9 protein-coding genes are annotated in these 18,139 nt (G+C 70.5%); 6 read left to right on the top strand and 3 right to left on the bottom strand.

The genetic code is table 11. The annotated features are described in order from the left end of the window. Positions 1 to 51 precede the first annotated feature (51 nt). The 3 genes from ACWGJ5_RS13625 (at position 52) to ACWGJ5_RS13615 (ending at position 6,038) form a co-directional block, all read left to right on the top strand. The gene (locus ACWGJ5_RS13625) at positions 52 to 2,490 is read left to right on the top strand and encodes a thioester reductase domain-containing protein (protein ID WP_453309916.1); all 2,439 of its coding nucleotides are present in this window, start codon (positions 52 to 54) and stop codon (positions 2,488 to 2,490) included. Next, the gene (locus tag ACWGJ5_RS13620; RefSeq protein ID WP_453309915.1) at positions 2,487 to 3,626 is read left to right on the top strand and encodes an alpha/beta hydrolase; all 1,140 of its coding nucleotides are present in this window, start codon (positions 2,487 to 2,489) and stop codon (positions 3,624 to 3,626) included. Before ACWGJ5_RS13625 ends, ACWGJ5_RS13620 begins: the two co-directional genes overlap by 4 nt. A 756-nt stretch (positions 3,627 to 4,382) precedes the next feature. After that, positions 4,383 to 6,038 carry an N-6 DNA methylase gene (locus tag ACWGJ5_RS13615; RefSeq protein WP_453309914.1) on the top strand — a complete coding sequence of 552 codons (1,656 nt, stop codon included), beginning with the start codon at positions 4,383 to 4,385 and terminating at the stop codon, positions 6,036 to 6,038. Between the two features lie 21 nt (positions 6,039 to 6,059). Here ACWGJ5_RS13615 and ACWGJ5_RS13610 read toward each other — a convergent pair whose 3' ends face one another. Genes ACWGJ5_RS13610 through ACWGJ5_RS13600 form a run of 3 tightly spaced genes read right to left on the bottom strand, consistent with a single transcriptional unit; the run spans position 6,060 to position 11,302 of the window. Beyond that, on the bottom strand, positions 6,060 to 8,195 hold the full coding sequence (locus tag ACWGJ5_RS13610; RefSeq protein ID WP_453309913.1) for a UvrD-helicase domain-containing protein: 2,136 nt from the start codon (positions 8,193 to 8,195) through the stop codon (positions 6,060 to 6,062). Positions 8,196 to 8,231: 36 nt separating this feature from the next. After that, a complete protein-coding gene (locus ACWGJ5_RS13605; RefSeq protein WP_453309912.1) occupies positions 8,232 to 9,479 on the bottom strand; it encodes an McrC family protein in 1,248 nt (415 codons plus the stop codon). Continuing rightward, positions 9,476 to 11,302: a DUF4357 domain-containing protein gene (locus ACWGJ5_RS13600; protein ID WP_453309911.1), complete on the bottom strand. Its 1,827-nt coding sequence runs from the start codon at positions 11,300 to 11,302 to the stop codon at positions 9,476 to 9,478. The genes ACWGJ5_RS13605 and ACWGJ5_RS13600 overlap by 4 nt, the downstream gene beginning before the upstream one ends. A 576-nt stretch (positions 11,303 to 11,878) precedes the next feature. Between ACWGJ5_RS13600 and ACWGJ5_RS13595 the strand changes: the two genes are divergently transcribed. From ACWGJ5_RS13595 to drmB, 3 genes are read left to right on the top strand one after another with little or no spacing between them, the layout of a single operon-like run. After that, positions 11,879 to 13,090, top strand: coding sequence for a sigma-70 family RNA polymerase sigma factor (locus ACWGJ5_RS13595; RefSeq protein ID WP_453309910.1), 1,212 nt, complete (start codon positions 11,879 to 11,881; stop codon positions 13,088 to 13,090). Positions 13,091 to 13,107: 17 nt separating this feature from the next. Further along, positions 13,108 to 16,254 carry a helicase-related protein gene (locus ACWGJ5_RS13590; RefSeq protein WP_453309909.1) on the top strand — a complete coding sequence of 1,049 codons (3,147 nt, stop codon included), beginning with the start codon at positions 13,108 to 13,110 and terminating at the stop codon, positions 16,252 to 16,254. Continuing rightward, positions 16,251 to 18,134, top strand: coding sequence for a DrmB family protein (gene drmB, locus ACWGJ5_RS13585; RefSeq protein WP_453309908.1), 1,884 nt, complete (start codon positions 16,251 to 16,253; stop codon positions 18,132 to 18,134). Before ACWGJ5_RS13590 ends, drmB begins: the two co-directional genes overlap by 4 nt. The last annotated feature ends 5 nt before the right edge of the window (positions 18,135 to 18,139 follow it).

Genomic DNA, 18,139 nt, shown 5'->3' with positions numbered 1-18,139 from the left:
GAAGCAAGGGAAAGGACGCGCACATCGTGGTGAAGGGCTCTCATGCGTGACATGACCGAGGAATCCGGGCAGCGGGCGACCGCCGAGGCGATCGAGCGCGGTGGCGGCGGGCTCGGCGTGAACGACCTGCTGGCCAGGGTGATGCAGGCCGCCACCACTACGGACTCCGGCGCCGCCCCCGCCCCGCCCCGGGACGTGGAGGGCGTGGCCACGGCCATCGCCGCCGCGGCGGGCCGCTACCTTCCCGCGGGACACCTGCCGCCCGACGCCGACTTCTTCGACGCGGGGGGCACGTCCGTGCACGTCGTGGAGCTCATCGCGGAGCTGGAGGGCGAGCTGGGCATCGAGTTCGATCTGGACGAGGTGTTCGCCGACGCCCGTCCGATCAGTCTCGCCCGGCGCTGGCTACAGGCGACCGGGGCCGAAGCGTCGAGCGAGGCCGCCCCGCCGGCCGTGCCCGCAGGCACCCCCGCGCCCACCGCCCAGGGCGCTCCGCCAGTTCCGGCCTCCGGCGCGCCGGTTTCCGGCGCGGGTGCTGTCGCGGTGGCGGCCCCTGGCACCCTTCCGCTCCCCGCAGCGGGCGCTCGTGGGACCACCGCCCCGCGCACCCCACCGGCGCTCCGCCCCCGTGCCGGCAGTGGCGACGACCGGAATGCCAGGGCCCGCAGCGAGGACCTCGAGCAGATCCTCGCCGATCTGAGCCTCGCCGACCGTCTGCCGTTCGCCGACGTGCCCGAGCCGCTGCCGCCCCGCCGGATCCTGCTGACCGGCGCCACCGGCTTCCTCGGCAGTCACATGCTGCTCGACCTGCTCCGGCACAGCGACGCGCATGTCCATTGCCTGGTGCGCGCGGCCGACGAGGAGGCGGCCGTCGCCCGGCTCGGCGCGGCGCTGAAGAGTTACCGGCTGCCCTGGTCGTCGGAGGTGCGGCGCCGGGTGACCGTGCTGCCCGGCGACATCCGGCGGCCGCGGCTCGGCCTGTCCGACGAACTGTGGCACACGCTCGCCCACGAACTGGACGGCGTCGTCGGCGTCGCCGCGGCCGTGGACTTCCTGCGCGGCTACCAGTCGCTGCGGGCGAGCAACGTCCTCGGTGCGCTCACCCTCGCCGAACTCGCGGCCACCGGCCGGCCCAAGCCGCTGCACCACATCTCCTCGATCGCCGTCTTCAACGAGGTCGGCATCACCTCCATGGGCGAGGACGACCCACTCGCCCACATCGACCGGCTCGTCTCGGGCTACGACCAGTCGAAGTGGGCCGCCGAGGTCGCCCTGCGCCGTGCCCGCGACCACGGCCTGGTCGTCACCGCGCTGCGCCCCGGCGGCATCGGCGGCCACACGAAGACCGGCGCCTACAACCCGCAGGACCTCAGCAGCGGCCTGATCTCGGCCTTCGGCCGCTTCCGCACCGTACCCGCCTTCCGCCACCTGAACGCGGCCCCGGTGGACTGGGTGAGCCGGGTCGCCGTCGCCGCGATCTGCGAGCCCGACGCCTGGGGCTACGACTACAACCTCACCGGTGTGCCCAACACCCTCGACGACGTCGTACGTGACATGGCGCTCGGAGGCATGCACGTGCGCATCCAGGAGTGGGACGAGTGGCGCACCGACGCCCTGGCCCGCCTGGAGGCCGATCCGGTTTCCGAACTCGCCTTCCTGACCAGGGTGTTGCAGAGCCCCACCGCCCTCAAGCTGTGCGAGGCGACCCTGAAGGGCCCGGCGGCCGGAGGCGCACGCACCGCCGCGCTGGTCGAGGCTCTCGGGCTGCCGCTTGCGGCCCGCTACGACGCGCAGGCCCAGCTGAGGACCTTCGAGCGGCTCGCCGAGGACGGCCTCGCCAGGCTGCCGCACAGGGACGACCAGCCCTACCTGTGGTTCTCGGAGGCGACAGAGGGCAGCGTGGGGCCGGTCGACGGCCCCGCCGACAGCCCCTGTTCCATGGCGCTGACCCTCTCCATCGCGAGCATGTACCAGCTGGTGAAGGAGCGCCGGGTGGACGTGACCGGCGACGTCGTCTGCACCGCCGTACATCCCGAGCCGCTGACCGTCGAGCGCGGCGACATATGGATCCGCCCCGAGGAGGGGATACCGCAGCAGCACGGGCTCGGGCACCAACTTCTGCGGTACCGGCTGCGGTTGCGCGACGCCGACGGCGGCCACTGGTGGCTGGAGGGCCACAAGTACGCCCGGGCCCGCCGTGACCTGTGGCGGCAGACCCGCGCACTGACCGTGCGGATCGGCCGCGAGGGCGAACCGGCGAGCCTGGCCGGCGAGGTCGTCGTGCCCGCGGACTCCTACGTCCGCGACCAGATCGACGGCATCAAGGTCGACCCGCGTCTGACCAGCCAGGAGAAGCGGGCCGCCAAACTGACCTGGCTCGGCTGGTTCGGCCTGGAGATGGGCCGTGGCCTGCTCGGCCCCTTCGCCCGCGCCGCTGCGGACCTGCTCGACCTGCGCCGCACCCCGACCCTCACGGAGCACCACCGATGATCTTCAGTACGACCACCGCCCGCGCCGGTCGGCGGGCGCTGCCCCGGGTCAGGACCACCGCGGCCCTGCGCCCGCTGCACCACCGCCTCGACCCGGCCTCCGTCGAGGAGATCCCCTTCCGGGCGGACGACGGCGTCCGACTCGGCCTGACGCGCATACACACCGGCGCCGCGGACCGCCCCGCCGTGCTGCTCCTGCACGGACACACCGCGTCCGCCGACATGTTCCTGCTGCCGGAGACCCGGAATCTGGTCGACGTCCTCCTCGACGACGGCTACGAGCCCTGGCTGCTGGACTGGCGGGGCAGCTGCCGGCTGCCGTACAACGAGACCGGCCAGAGGTACACGTACGACGACGTGGCCCTCTACGACATCCCCGCGGCCGTCAGGCACGTCCGCGAGCGCACGGGCGACCGCCCGCTGTTCGTGGTCGCCCACTGCATCGGCTCGCTCACGTTGTCCCTGAGCATGGCGGCGGGACTGGTGCCGGGCCTCGCCGGCGTGGTCTCCCAGGGTGTGTTCCTGACGCCGAAGCTCGCCGGCCGGACATCGCTGCGGATGTCGCTGGCGGGCGAGCTGCTGAAGACGCGGATCGACCACATCCCGGTCGACTTCCGCAAGGTGGGCCTGTGGTCGAAGTACACCCCGCTGTTCGCACTGGCGTCACGGAAGGCGAGCTGCCCGGACCCGACCTGCCAGATCCTGCACAACTCCGCCTGGGGCACGGGCGCCTCGCTCTTCGTGCACGAGAACCTGCCCGAGGCCACCCACGACCGCCTCGCCGACCTCCTCGGCCCCGCGCCGCTGTGGATTTTGCCCCACCTGCGCCGCATCGAGCTGGCCCGCAGCGTGGTCCGCTGGCATGACGCCGACCACCGCTACCGTGCCCTGCCTCCCAATGCGCTGGACGCGGCCGGCCGTATCGACACCCCCGTGCTGCTGCTCGCCGGCAGCGAGAACGGGCTGTGGCTGGACTCCCAGCGGCTCTGTCACGACGTACTCGCCCACCGGCAGCCCCAGTTGGACGTGTCCTACGCCGAGATCCCCGGTTACGGCCACCTGGACACGTTCCTGGGCCGGGGCGCCGCCCTGGACGTCTTCGGCCACATCCTCGATTTCCTCGGCGGACGGCGATGACGGCCGGTGGGCCGGCCACCGAACTCGCCGGTGACCGGACGACACTCCAGGAGGCGCCGCGTGACGCTGACCCGGGTGGATGGTATTTCGGCAGTTTCACATGCGTGTCCATGTGTGCAGCCGGAAGTCCCGGCAATGTCCCAGGGGGATCACACCGCGGACGGCAGCCATCTTGCCCTGCACTGTGAGGGTGTGCGGGCGCTCGAGGATCGGTATGTCGTGACAGCGCGTGCCACCGTGAAAAAGGCTCCAGCGAACCGGCGTTCGCTGAACGCCCCTGACGAATTGAGGCCTCCGGAGTATCCGAGCCGCGTACCACCTCGCCTGAGTCGTCGATGGCGAGCAGAAGCACGGCAGCAGTGCGGCGGACGCTCTCATTGACGGCGATGCCGGTGGTGCGCGACATGGGTTCGCACCAAGGGGCCTCGGTGCGTTCCATCCCGCAGGTGATGTACACGGACGGGACCCCGAGTACCTCCGGTAAATGTGGATCGGCACCGAGTCTGTCCAGAAGCTCGAGGTCAAGGGCGTACAGCATGGCCTCCGGGGTGGGGGCGACGCCGGTCAGCCGGTAAACGGTGCGTACTGCGGTGGATGCCAAGGGGTGCCTCCGTGGACGGTTGTGGCTGGGATGCGCGCCGCGGCGTGCCAGCTCAGAAGAGAACTAGGTACACACGAGAGGGTGTTGTAGGCGTGTGTACGTTGTCAACATACTTAGGTCTGGCGGGTGAGTGTCGTTCCGTGTACGCTGGTGTTATGACGGACAACGCCGCTCCATCGGTCGCCGCACTGGTCACCGGCGCCGAGATCGCTCGGCTGGCCGGAGTCACTCGGGCTGCTGTCTCCAACTGGCGTCGGCGGTACGACGACTTCCCCGCGCCGGCGGGAGGTGGTGCGAACAGTCCGCTCTACGCGCTCGCGGAGGTCCAGGAATGGCTGGACAAGCAACGCAAAGGCCAGGAGGTGTCACCCGAGGTCGAGTTGTGGCAGGCCATGCGGGCCGTGTACGGGGAGCAGATGGTCGAGGGCTTGGCACAGGTTGCCGCGGTGCTGGCTGGAGAGACCGGACCCGGGCTCCCGGATGACGTCGCCACCCGAGTACAGGGACTCGCCCGGACCGAATCGCCCGTCGACCTCGTGAATGGACTGACCGAACGGTTCATGGACTCCGCTCGGCGCACGGGTTCCGATCAGGTGACCCCCGAGCGCGTGGTGCGTGCCGTGTGCCACTTCGCTCCGGAGCTGGCGTCCGACGCCACGGTCTTCGATCCCGCCTGTGGAATCGGGGTGCTGCTCCTGTCCCTCGCTTCCGAGGCCGGGATGCGCTGCCGTGGCCAGGAGATGGATGACGACAGCGCCCGCTTCGCACAGCTCCGGGCAGACCTCCTGGGCCGATCAGGCGTGCGCATCGTGGCAGGTGATTCCCTGCGCGCGGACCAATGGCCGGACCTCAAGGCTGATCTGGTCGTCTGTGACCCTCCGGCGGGCGTGACCGAGTGGGGGCGGGAGGAACTGCTGCTCGACTCCCGCTGGGATCTCGGCACCCCGTCCAAGGCCGAAGGGGAGCTCGCGTGGCTCCAGCACGCCTATGCGCACACTGCGCCCGGCGGCCAGGTCCTCATGGTCATGCCGGCCTCGGTCGCCTACCGCAAGGCAGGTCGCCGCATCCGGGCGGAACTCGTACGCAGGGGCATCGTGCGCCAAGTCATCGCCCTGCCACCGGGGACGGCGACCTCGCACGCCCTGCCCGTCCATCTGTGGTGTCTGCAGCGTCCCGTGAGCCCGGGAGGCGCAGACACAGGCCACACCGTGCGCATGGTCGACCTGACGGACAACAGTCCCGACGGGGATCTGGAACCACGCTCCGACCAGGTCGCCGACGTACCGCTGATCGAACTCCTCGACGACACTGTCGACCTGACACCTGGGAACCATCTCCGTTCCCGGCACCGCGACTTCCCCGGTGAGTACGCTGCCCTGCGCAAGGAGCTGGAGGACGAGATCCGCCGGCTCGCCGCCCTTCTGCCCGAGCTCGCTCACGGCGGCGGGCCGGGCTCGCTGGACGGCGCCACCACCAGCGTCGCGGATCTCGCCCGTGCCGGGCTCGTGGCGTACGACGGTCCGGAGCCGGTCTCGGCCAGCGAGCAGCTCGACACGGATTATCTGCAAGGATTCCTGCGCAGCTCCGCCAACGCCCGCAGGTCCACGAGCGCGAGCGGGTCCTATCGGTTCGACGGCAGGGGTTCACGAATCCCCCGAATGGGCATCGACGAGCAGCGCCGGTACGGCTCTGCCTTCCGGGCCCTGTCCGCCTTCGAGGAAGGAATGCGCAAGGTCGACGAGCTGAGCCGGCAGCTTGCCGAGGTCGCCCGTGACGGTCTCGCTACGGGCGCCCTGGCACCGGAGGAATGAGGGACTCAGCCGTGCGGCCGATCAGGCGACGTGCGGAAGAAACGGGCTCGCAGGCCCGCTCCACGTCACACTCAGCGTCTCGCGGGCACGCGTGCAGGCGACGAAGAGCAGACAACGCTCACGGAGCAGGTCGGCATCATGCTGAAGCGGGTCCGCCTCACGCGGGGTGATCTCACGGGCGAACGGGACAGTGCCTTCGGCGACACCGAGCACGGACACCGCCCGGAACTCCAGGCCCTTCATCGCGTGCATGGTCGCCAACCGTACGCCCTCGGACCCCTGCACGACCTGCCCTTTGACCCGCAGCACCGGGATACCGGCGGCCTTCAGCTTCTCCTCGGCCGTGTCCAGGGAGAGGTTGAAACGGGAGCACACGCCGATCTCGTGCGGCGCGAGGCCCTCGGCGAGCAACGTTCGGACCCGCTCCACCAGCGCCTCGGTCTCCGCCTGCCGGGTCGCGTACCCCTGCACCTGGGGGCGGCGCCCGTGGAGCAGGGAGCGGTACCCGGCCAGCGAGTCCGTCCCCTCGCCCTCCAGCGCGTCGACGGTCACGGGTGCGAGGAGGCGAGCCGACCAGGCGAGTATCTCCTCCGTGGAACGGTAATTGACGCGCAACCGGAAGCTGCGGCCGGCCGTGGTGATGCCCAGCGAGCCGAGAGACACCCGGGAGTCGTAGATCCGCTGATGCGGGTCGCCGGTGACGAACAGGTCGTCGGGGCCGGGGGAGACGGCGGCCCGCAGTACACGCCACTGCGCGGGATGCAGGTCCTGTGCCTCGTCGACGACGACATGGGCGTACGGAGCCGGCCGGTCGGTGAGGAGTTCCGCCGCGTGGGCGCAGATGCGCAGGTGTGTGGTCTCACCGCGGTCGCGCAGGAACTGCTCGAACCGCTCCACGCCGCTCCATACCTCCCGGCGGCGCGTGGGCCCGAGTCCCGTGCCGCGGCCGCGGCGGCTCGTGCCGAGGTAGGCGTCGAGACCGCGGAGGTTCTGGCCGAGGACGACGTGCCGGTACTCCTGGGCCAGGAACTGGGCGGTGAACGGCAGATCGAGCTGCTTGATCGCCTTCTCCCACAGCTGCCGCTGTTCCCGGTCCCCGATCGGTTTGGGCACGGCCGCCGAGTTCGCGCGCACGACGCCGTTCGCGCAGGCGTCGACAGTCGTCACGTCGACCCGCGCAAGCAGCTCCTCGTCCCCGTCGAGGAGCAGGCCGAGCATCTCGCGCAGTCCGGAGGCGAGCGCGTTCGTGTACGTGGTGAGCAGGACGCGGCCGTCCCCGGTGCGGCCGAGCAGGTGCTTGACCCGATGCAGGGCGGCCACAGTCTTGCCCGTTCCGGGTCCGCCGGTGACCTGGACGGGACCGCCGTACGAGGTGCGGTAGGCGACGCGCCGCTGGGAGGGGTGGAGGAACACCCGCCATGCCGCGAACGGCTTCTCCAGCATCTCCTCCAGATCCTGCGGCCCGGTGACCAGCCGGATGCGCGCGGGGGTGTTGGCGATCACCGTGGCCAGGTCCTCGACCGGCTCGGCGGGCGCGTCGGCGGGCCTACGGACGGCGACGACATCCCGGTAGACCTCTTCCGGACTGAAGCCCTCTGCGAGGTATTGCAGGACCTCCAGCTGATCCTCCGGCAGGAGTGTGGCGAACGCCTCGAGTTGGGCCTTGTCCACCAGGGAGCGCGCGGCGCGCAGCACCTGGTCGTCGATACCGAGTTCGCGCAGTGTGCCGTCGGAGACGTCTGCGAGCAGCAGCCGAGGAGCCGTGCGCGCGGCCGTCTCGTACAGCGGTGTCAGCTCGTCCAGGGCGACGGCGTTGCGCACCTCCAGGGCCCGCGTGGCGGAGTTGGCGCTGTACAGACGCTTCGCTGCCCATGTGTAGGCGTCGTCGTGCTGCAGGACATTGACCAGGAGGAACATGTCGCTGCCGTCGTCGGGTGCGAGGACGACGCCCCGCCAGTAGTCGGTGATGCGAATCGTACGCATCCGCGGGTCACGGGCGTTTTCCACGGACTCCAGGTGCAGACCCTTGTCCGCGTTGAGTTCGGCGACGCTCAAGGCCTGGAACTTCGCCATGGCCTTGCGTACTCCGGCTCGGACGGGCTTCTCCAGGGTGTCGTAGCCGTCCCAGAAGCTTTGGGCGAAGGCGAGCCGAGGCATGAGGTCCCTTCCTTTCTGCAAGCTGGTTGTTCATGATCACGAATGGGAGGCGTTCACGGTCAGCCGATCGGTGATCTCCCGGATTGCCGTGAGGAGTTGTACGGGCTCGCGGGAGAGATCGAGACTGTGCTGGTACAGCCGCATGCCCCGCCCGTCCGGCCCCGCCGCCGTTCCTCGCACCTCATGGAAGCGCTCCGGCTGTCGTCCGGCCGCGTACACCAGGTGCGCCTCGGGCAGCCCGAGCACGGTGGCGTAGGCGAGCGCCTGGTACAGGTCGGCGTTGAGGAGTCCGTCGGCTTTCTCGACCTTGTACTTGGCGTCGACGACGGCCAGCGGAGCACGGCCGTCGCCGGTACGGACGACCAGGTCGGGCCGGATGCGTACGAGACCGGCTAGGTCGAGGTGATGGGGGTCCTGGAGACGCGCGGTCAGGCCGCGCTCCCGAAGAGCCTCGCGCAGGGCGGAGGTGACGAAGTCTTCGAACAGCTTGTTCATGTCGAGCAGAAAGCCGTCCACGGCGAGCGGATCGGCCCCGGCCGGCCGGTGCTCCGGCGAGGTGCCGTGCAGGACGGCCTCGGCGAGCCGCAGCGCGGGCTGGTACCGGGAGTTGAGGCGTGACGGCTGCCAACGTGGCAGTTCCTGCCCCCGTATCAGCGGCTTGACATCGGCAAGACGCACACGCTGATGAGCGAGGCGCCGCCGGACGGGACCGGGAACGTCCGGCAGCCGCAGCATCCGCTCGGCGACGGCGCGCAGGATACGGTTCTCGGCGGTGTCGGCGGTGTACGCGTCGTAGACGATCTCCACGGGCGGCGTACGGCCGAAGTGCCGCCGGATCTGCTCGGCCTCACGCAGTCGCCCGCGCACGACCAGTGCGGACTCCTCCACTTCCCGGTAGCCCTGGAGGATCCCCTGCCGCAGCGCCCTGTCGATCTGTCGCTCCACGGCGTGCGCGATTGCGGGGACGACGTCGTCGTAGGCGCCGGTGTCGACGGTGCCCTCCCCGCTGTCCCGCCAGGCGCGGGCCGGGTCGAGGCTGAACCCGAGGAGGAAGAACAGCCGGCTCACCGGGGTCTTGGGCATGATCCGTACGACGGGACCGCCGGGTGTGCGCACGGCGCCGACCCGGCTGCCGGCACGCAGGAGCCAGTGCCCGCTCCGGCAGGGGTCGGGGGTCGCGCTCTGCAGGATGCCGGAGGCGGCCAGGGCCCGCCCGGCCTCGGCGCTCAGCGGGACGGAGACGGCGGCCCCGTGTTCGCGCAGCGAGACGTCGGGCACGGTCACGGGCGCTGCTCGCGCAGGGAGTCGAGGCCGTAGCGGGCGGCGACGTCGAGGCCCTCGCCGTAGTGGTGTTCCTCCAGCAGAGGAAGGATCTTCGTGCGCCAGGTCCGTTCGAGCCCGCCGTCGCGGTACACGCCCGGCTTCATCAGGTACGACGGCCCGATGGCGAAATCGGTGTCGTCGATGAGGGCGTTGAGGGCGTCCAGAAGGCGGGCGGGCTCCAACTTCCTGCCCTCGCGCTCCAGCCAGCGCGCGAGCAGGCCGGCGGTCGGTTCGGTGCGCGGGGACAGCTCCACGAACGCGAAGCGGCGCCGCATCGCCGCGTCGACGAGGGCGATCGATCGGTCTGCGGTGTTCATCGTGCCGATCACGAAGAGGTTGGGCGGCAGCGCGAAGTCGTCCCCGGAGTAGGTGAGACGGACCGACTTCGTCCGGTACTCCAGGAGGAAGTACAGCTCGCCGAAGACCTTCGCCAGATTGGCACGGTTGATCTCGTCGATGATCAGGAAGTGCGGGATGTGCCGGTTGCCCTCGCGGGAGGCGAGATCGGCAAGCTCCCGGAGCGGGCCCGCCGTCAGCCGGAAGGCCACATCGCGCGTCTCGGGGTCCTCCACGGGCCGGAACCCCTCGAAGAAGTCCTCGTAGGCGTACGAGGGATGGAACTGCACGATTTTGACCTGCTCCGGACCGCCACCGAAGTACTCGGCCAGCTTCATCGCCAGGAAGGTCTTGCCGGTGCCCGGTGGGCCGTAGAACACCAACTGCCTCTCGTCCAGGAGAAGTTCACGTATCTCGTCCAGCCAGGCGCGGTCGTGGACGAGGAGGTCGGCCGCGAGCGCCTCGGTGCTGTGCGGCAGCGACAGCTCTCGCTGGATCGGCCGTTCCTCAGCGGGGTACTCTCCCGTGTCGCCGGTTGCCGCCGGGGCCGTGCGCTCCGTCTGCCCTGTGAGTCCGTCGAGCGCGTCCAGTACGCCGGTCAGGTCGACGACGTCATGCTGAACGGACAGCTTCTGCTGCACCTCTTCCGGCAGTTCCTCGTACGCATGGCTCTGCGGCAGCCAGGTGACGGTCCTGCGCAGATTGGACAGTCCGCCCGGCGACGAGGTCTGCACGCCCTCGCCGGTGATTCGCCCGATGTGCAGCCTGCCGTCGCCGATGGTGGCGACGGTGTCGCCGACGCGCATCTGCGTCAGGAAAGCGTGCAGCTCGTCGACGAGGCCCCGCTTCTGGCTGTAGGAGGCCGCCCCCTCGTAGCCCTCCTCCACGAAGCGGCGAAGCGTGCTCTTGGTCGGATCGGTCTCTTCCACGGGCGGCAGATGCGCGGCCGCGAGAGAGATGAAACCCTCCTTCAACCACAGCTGTCGAACCAGGTTGTGCCCGGATACATTGGAGCCGCGCACCAGCCACGCTTTGCGTGGAGGGCGCCAGCCGGTGGACAGATAGTCGGCGAGTGGGTGGCCCTCCACCGTGCGCCACGACTCGGGTCCGGAAGCGGCGTAACCGTAGACGAGAGCGGCGGCGGCCGAGGAGGAGTTGCACTCGATGTCTCGGGTCGCCACCCAATGCGGTGGCGCCTCGGTCCGGTCGGGGTCGGCGGGAGCGCCGGCGAACCCTCCGTTCGCGCGCAGTTCGGCGCGCAGCCGACGCGCGTGGTCGCCGAGACCCGGCCATGCCTCGGCGACCACTGCCGACCCCTCCAGCAGGAGGAACTTGTGCGTGCCGTTGTCGCCGAACTCGGTGAGCAGGTGTCCGCGGGCCTCGCCGGCCTCCTTGGGGAGCTTGATGCGGAACTCGGGTGTGCCGGGGAGGCGGTCGAGCTGCGGCATGGGCGACCTTCCGGGATGAGCGAGGCCTGCACGAACGCGCTCACCCTACCTGTTGACGTCGTCAATTGACCCTTATCGAACGCGTAAACGGATTGGGTGAATGTGTTGACGGTGTAAACGCACCAGTTCTAGAGTGCTGCTTGCGCCCGGCCGACTGTTCGCCGGAAGTCCGGGTGCTCGAACGCTCAAGTGGGGGGCACTATGGGTGGGGAACCGGCGGCCGAGGCCAGACGGCGCACGATCGAGGCGGAGTTGCCGTCGCTCATCGAGAGGCTGAGACATTCCGCGTCTCATTCGGGCCTCGTCAGTCATCGGGCCTTCGCCCTGGAGGCTGACCGGCTCGGGCTCACGAGTGACGAGCAGCAACGAAGGCTGCGCAACGGACTTGCCGCTGTCGGTCTTCACGTGAAGCCCTCGCGCCGGAAACGATGCCGGACCACCGCCGCGGAACCTGTCGTGGTGTCAATCCCGCAACCCAGCGGCCCCGTTGTCCGACCGGGGGCGCAGCGGAGAGCCGCCCCCGAACCCGCGCCCGTCCCCAGCGAAGCGGCCGGACGCCTGGCCCAGGCCCGGCGCATGCTGGCCCGCTACGCCGATGCCGACGGCAAGGTCGGCAAGCTGGCCCACGACGGCGTCGTGCGGCTCCACGGGCTCAGCCCTGCCGAAGCGCGGGAGCTGACCGCGGACTTCCCGATCACCCGCCCGGGTCTGCCCCGCTCGGTCGCCCAGGCGTTGACCGGTGGCCAGGCGACCCGCTCGGCGAGGCCGGCGTCCCCCGCCGCGTCGGGAACCGCGTCGCCGAAGCCGCCGACCGGCAAGAAGCGCGTAGCCCGCTCCGCCGCTTCCGCCACGGATGACAGACTGTCCGACGCCGTCCGCGCGGCCCGGGCCGTGCTGGAGGAAGACCGGTGGCGGCGGAATCTGGACAAGGTGCTGCTCAAGGCGGAAGAGGAAGTGGGCCTCGCCGTTCTCCTGCGCGGTGGCCTCGACCACCTCGGCCGCGATGTTCCGGCGGAGGAGATCAAGGCGCTGCCTCGCGACAGCGAGCGGTGGCATGCCTACGAATGCCTGGTCCTGCACAACCAGCGGCTCGTGTGGAAGATCGCGCACGGCTACCAGGGGCACGGACTCGACATCGAGGACCTCGTCCAGCACGGAATCCTCGGACTGATGCGCGCGGTCCGCAAGTTCGACGCCACCAAGGGCTTCAAGGTGTCGACCTATGCGACGTGGTGGATCAAGCAGGCCGTGACTCGGGCCATCGCCGACGAGGGCACCATGATCCGAGTGCCCGTGCACATGCACGAAAAGGTGAGCAAGGTTGCCGTGGCCGAACGCAAGCTGATGAGCGAAGGCCGCGCGAGGACTATCGACAATGTGGCCTACGCGACCGGCCTTACCTTCGCCGAAGTGGAAGAGGTGCGCAGGATCAGCCGGTCCACCGACTCCCTGGACCGGATCATCGGCGACGACACGGTCCTCGGTGATTTGATCATCGGGCCGAGCCGACTGCCCGGGCCCCCGGTCGTGCTGCTCCGCAAGGAGCTTCAGGAACGCCTGCGGCACGTCCTGGGGCACCTCTCCGAGCGTGAGCGGCACGTCCTCGTCCGGCGCACCGGACTCGACGGCGACGAGCCGGACACGCTCGAGGACATCGGAGTCGTCTTCGGCGTCACCCGCGAGCGCATCCGCCAGATCGAATCGAAGGCCAAGACCAAGTTCCGTGGCCAGCTGATCCGCCACGGGCTGGTCCCGTCGCACCTTGTGAACCTGCCGCATCTCACCTGATCCGAAGGAACCAGAAAATGGACCCGCGCCAGGAGCTGGTCGACTACCTCACCCGCCAGCTCGTCGGCCCCGTCGGCGAAGACGACGAGGTGCTCGACGCGCCGCCGGACCGGCAGTACCTGATGGGCACGCTCTACCCGCAACAGGCGGACCGCCGACGCCTGCTCGACCTCGCCGCCGACGACCCCGAGGCACCCGGTGCCGAGCAGGACGCCCCCGACGTGGACCCGGCCCCCGACCCCGTGCCCGAGACCAACAGCTGGCTGCCCGCTTCCCTCGGCATCAGCTTCTACACCGATGCCGTAGACATCGAGGTGAGCTGTGCCGCCGCCCGCTATGAGACGCAGCGGAACGAACCCGGGCGCGGGCGGCGCTGGAAGCGCGTCCCTCTCACGCCCGAGACACACACGGTCGGCCCCGACCGGGAGGAGGTCCCCGTCCTCGACGGCCGCGCGAAGATCCAGCTGACCCGCCGCTCCTACGGCGCGGGCACCCTCATCACCGTGGCCCTGGTCAACGACAAGCACCACGACGCTGCCGACGACAAGGCGCCGGACTGGGACGACATGCTGTTCCAGTGCCGGCTCAGCGTCCGCCCCGCCGACGGCGCCGTGCTGCCGTATCCCAGCGTCCGGCTCGCCAGCCGCGATCCCGAGGAACGCGAACTGCGCCTTCAGTACCGGCACGTCGTCACCCATGCCGTCGGCCACGGCTGCGCCGTCCGCGAGGACCGCGGCGAGGACGGCGGTGTCGAACTCCTCGCCTGCGAAGCCCTGCCACGCGCCGAGGTGCCCGCCATCCGGGCCGGCGGCCCGCTCGACGCCCCCGCGCTCACGATCTCCCACTTGGCCGACCCGGCCGTCGTCAGGGATCAACTCCGTGAGGAACTGGCCGAGTTCGCCGCCTCGTACCACGCCTGGTACGTGGGCCAGCGATCCGTCGAGGTGCCGCCCTGGGGCCGGGAAGCCGCGGAGCGGATCCTCGACCGCGTCCACCAGGCGGTCACCCGCATCGAAGCGGGCGTGCGCACCCTGTGCGACCCCGACCGCCCCGAACTCCTCGACGCCTTCCGCATCGCCCAGCGCGCCATGCTGCTGCAGATGCGGCACTCCGCCCCCGACCAGGCCGGTCAGCGGCGCCATCGCGCGGACCCCGTGGCCCTCGACCCGCCCGTCGACCCCAAGGCCACCTGGCGCCCCTTCCAGCTCGCCTTCTTCCTCCTCGCCCTCGACGGCGTCGCCGACCCCGGAGACCGCGACCGCGAGACCACCGACCTGATCTGGTTCCCCACCGGTGGTGGCAAGACCGAGGCGTATCTGCTCCTGGCCGCCTTCACCATCGCCCTGCGCCGGATCCGCGGCGAAGGCGGCGGGACCACCGTGCTCAGCCGCTACACCCTCAGCCTGCTCACCACCCAGCAGTTCCAGCGCGCCGCGACCACGATCTGCGCCCTGGAACACCTGCGCCGCACCGAACCCGAGCTCGGCCTCGGCGGACCCATCACCATCGGCCTGTGGGTCGGCGACACCACCACCCCGAACAAGTTCGAGGCGGCCAAGATCGCCTTCGACGAGCAGCGCGACGCCAGCCACCCCGAGGACGTCTTCATCCTCGACCGCTGTCCGTGGTGCGGCACCCGCATCCTGCCGTCGGCCTGGTCCAGCGTCCGCTCCGACTACGGAGTCCGCGCCGAGACGGACGAGTTCGCCTTCTACTGCACCCGTGACGAGTGCGCCTTCCACGACGTCCTGCCCGTCGCCGTCGTCGACCAGCACCTCTACGAGGATCCGCCCACCTTCGTCCTCGGCACCGTCGACAAGTTCGCCCGGCTCGCCTGGGAGCCCGACTCCGGCCGTCTCTTCGGCGCGGGTACCGGCAACCGACCCCCGTCCCTGATCATCCAGGACGAGCTGCACCTGCTCACCGGACCGCTTGGCACCATGGTCGGTCTGTACGAGGCGGCCATCCTGGAGCTGTGCACCGACCCGGACGGCCGCCCGCCCAAGATCGTCGCCGCCACGGCCACCATCCGGCGGTCCGCCGAACAGGTCCGCGCCCTGCACCACCAGGACGTCCAGCTCTTCCCGCCGTCCGGGCTCGACGCCCGCGACAGCTTCTTCGCCGTCCCCGACACCGGTCGCCCCGGCCGCCTCTACCTCGGCGTCATGGCGCAGGGCCACACCGCGGGCCGCGGTGCCGTCGCCACCACGGCGGCCATGCTCCAGGGCGTACACCAACTCCCCGAGGAACACCGCGACGACTACTGGACCCTCGTCGCCTACCACCACAGCCTGCGCGAACTCGGCCGTACCGTCACCGCGGCCGGCGACGACATCCCCGCCCAGCTCCGCGGCCTCGACGAGGGCGCGGGCACGCGCGAGCTGGTCGGTGAGCAGGTGCAACAACTCGACAGCAGCGTGAAGCGCGCCGATCAGCCCATCCTCCTCGACCGTCTCGAAAAGCCCTGGACGGACCCCCGGTCGGTGTCGTTCCTGCCGTGCACCAACATGCTCTCCGTCGGCGTCGATGTGAAGCGGCTCGCGTACATGCTCATGCAGGGCCAGCCCAAGACCACCGCCGAGTACATCCAGGCCACCAGCCGCGTGGGCCGCCACCACGTACCCGGACTGGTCGTCACCTACTTCAACGCCACGCGCCCGCGCGACCGGTCCCACTACGAGACCTTCATGGACTACCACCGGGCGCTCTACCGCTACGTCGAACCCGCCAGCGTCACTCCCTGGTCCCTGCCCGCCCGCCGCCGTGCCCTGCACGCCGCGCTCGTCATCCTGGTCCGCCACCGGCTCGGCCTGGCCGCCGAGAACCGGGCCGGACGGATCACCGATCACAAGGAAGAGGCAGGGCGGATCGCCGACGCCCTCGCCGAGCGTGCCGCGACCGCCGAGCGCGGCGCCACGGGAGCCGACGCGGACGCAGTACGCGCCGACGTACGAGCGGAACTCGGCTACCTCCTGGACGACTGGTACCGGCAGGCCGGCACCGCCGCCGCCGAGGGCAAGGACCTCTACTACCGCAGCCAGGGCAAGGGCCAGCACAACCTGCTCAAGGCCTTCGAACAGCGTTACGGCCTGTGGGAGACCCTCAACTCCATGCGCAGCGTCGACCGCGAGTGCCAGATCACCGTGACGGGAGCGGGAAAGTGAAGCGCAAACTCCGGGTCCGCCAGGCGCAGACCGTGCTGCCGTTCGGCGTTGGCTCGGTGCTGGACGTCCAGGGCGAGTCGTTCGTCGCCGCCGGCATCGAGAGGTGGCCGGACCTCAAGACCCCCGTCCCCTCCGAACGGCTCGCTGCCCGCCTCGGCGTCAAGGGATTCTTCGCCGCGCCCCACACCCTCAACGACCGCTACGACAAGCCCGACCGCCCCGGCGTCCCCTATGTGCGCTTCCCCGGCTGGCTGTTCTGCGGCTCCTGCCGGGCCATGGTCCGCTTTCTGCGCGAGAACGAGAAGCCGGGTGAGCCACCCGTCTGCACGTCCTGCGCCGCCGCACCCCGCCTCACCCCGATGCGGTTCGTCCGCATCTGTCCGGACGGACACCTCGACGACGTCGACTGGTGGTACTGGGCCCACTCCAAGCTCGCGCCCGAACTGCGGGAGGCCTGCTCCGAGTCGAAGCACGCCTGGAAGGCACGCCGGCTCAGCTTCCGTGTCGCGGACCGCGCCTCCGGACTCGAAGCGCTCTCGGTGCGCTGCGGAGCGACCGGGCAGGGCGGCAAGCCCTGCGGCGCCGAACGCGACCTGCTCGACGTCCTCGGCCCCCAGGGTGGACGCTGCTCGGGCCGCAACCCCTGGCAGCACTGGGACGCGAGGGCTTCCTGCGGTCAGCAGGTGCACATCGTGCAGCGCACCGCCGGCAACGTCTACTACCCGGTCGTCTACTCGGCCCTCGACATCCCTCAGACCGCCGAAGCCCCGCGTGCGGAGCGGAACATGGCGGAGGCCGTCCTGGCCCATGGCTACTGGAGGAACCTGATCGACGCGGTCGGTACGTCCAGGGCCGATATCTTCCGCGGCATGATCAAGGAGGACACCGACGCTTCCGACGGCCTCATCGACCAGCTCGTCGCGGAGGCCACAGGCGCCTCCGCGCAGCCGCCCACCAACCGGCCGGAGCCCGGAAAGTCTGGCAAGATCGACCTGAGCCGCGACGAGTGGTACGCCTTCGATGCCAGTCAGCTTCCCGAACCCACGCCGGAGTTCGCGATCCGGCGCAGCGGACTCGGCCTCGACGGCGAGAAGGAGGAGCCCTGGGCCACCCTCGACGGGCACATCGACGGCGTCGTCCTCGTCGACCGCCTCCGCGAGGTGCGGGCGCTGACCGGCTTCCGCCGCCACTCGCCGGGCGGCACCCTCGTACCCGCCGACACCGGCGGCCGCCTGCGCTGGCTCCCCGCAACCGAGGTCTACGGCGAGGGCATCGTCCTCACCCTCGACGAACAGCGCCTCACCGCCTGGGAGAACGACCCCCGCGTGCGGGCCCACGTCCACGGTGTCCGTACGGACCTCGACGCGTCGTTCCGCGACGAACAGCTCGCCGAGACGACCGGCAGCGAACTCTCGCCCCGCTTCCTGCTCCTGCACACCGTCGCCCACCTGCTCATCCGCCAGCTGTCCTTCGACTCCGGCTACACCACCGCCAGCCTGCGCGAACGCGTCTACGGCCGCCCCGAATACGGCCAGCGCGGACTGCTCATCTACACGGCCGCCGGTGACGCGGAAGGCACCCTCGGCGGCCTGGTCCGGCAGGGCGAGGCACCGCACTTCGCCGAGACGCTCATCCGCATGCTGGAGGCGGCCGCCTGGTGCTCCGCCGACCCGCTGTGCGCCGAGCACACCGGCCAGGGCTTCGGCAACCTCAACCGGGCCGCCTGCCACGCCTGCACCCTGCTGCCCGAGACGAGCTGCCAGACCGGCAACACCCTCCTCGACCGCGCCCTGGTCGTCGGCTCCGCCCGCGTCCCCGGCTACTTCACCGACGTCCTCACCGCGAGCCGCGAGTACGCCGCCGCCATCGCCCAGGGATGACACCC

The organism is Streptomyces sp. NPDC054783 (assembly GCF_053611725.1).
Note: the sequence above shows the minus strand (reverse complement) of the source record. Positions and strands in the feature narration are given on the sequence as shown.

Excerpts from the sequence above, each read along its gene's own strand:
- ACWGJ5_RS13590 (WP_453309909.1), top strand. The coding sequence starts at position 13,108 with ATGGACCCGCGCCAGGAGCTGGTCGACTACCTCACCCGCCAGCTCGTC.
- ACWGJ5_RS13610 (WP_453309913.1), bottom strand. The coding sequence starts at position 8,195 with ATGCCTCGGCTCGCCTTCGCCCAAAGCTTCTGGGACGGCTACGACACC.
- ACWGJ5_RS13625 (WP_453309916.1), top strand. The coding sequence starts at position 52 with ATGACCGAGGAATCCGGGCAGCGGGCGACCGCCGAGGCGATCGAGCGC.
- ACWGJ5_RS13595 (WP_453309910.1), top strand. The coding sequence starts at position 11,879 with ATGCTGGCCCGCTACGCCGATGCCGACGGCAAGGTCGGCAAGCTGGCC.
- ACWGJ5_RS13620 (WP_453309915.1), top strand. The coding sequence starts at position 2,487 with ATGATCTTCAGTACGACCACCGCCCGCGCCGGTCGGCGGGCGCTGCCC.
- ACWGJ5_RS13615 (WP_453309914.1), top strand. The coding sequence starts at position 4,383 with ATGACGGACAACGCCGCTCCATCGGTCGCCGCACTGGTCACCGGCGCC.
- ACWGJ5_RS13600 (WP_453309911.1), bottom strand. The coding sequence starts at position 11,302 with ATGCCGCAGCTCGACCGCCTCCCCGGCACACCCGAGTTCCGCATCAAG.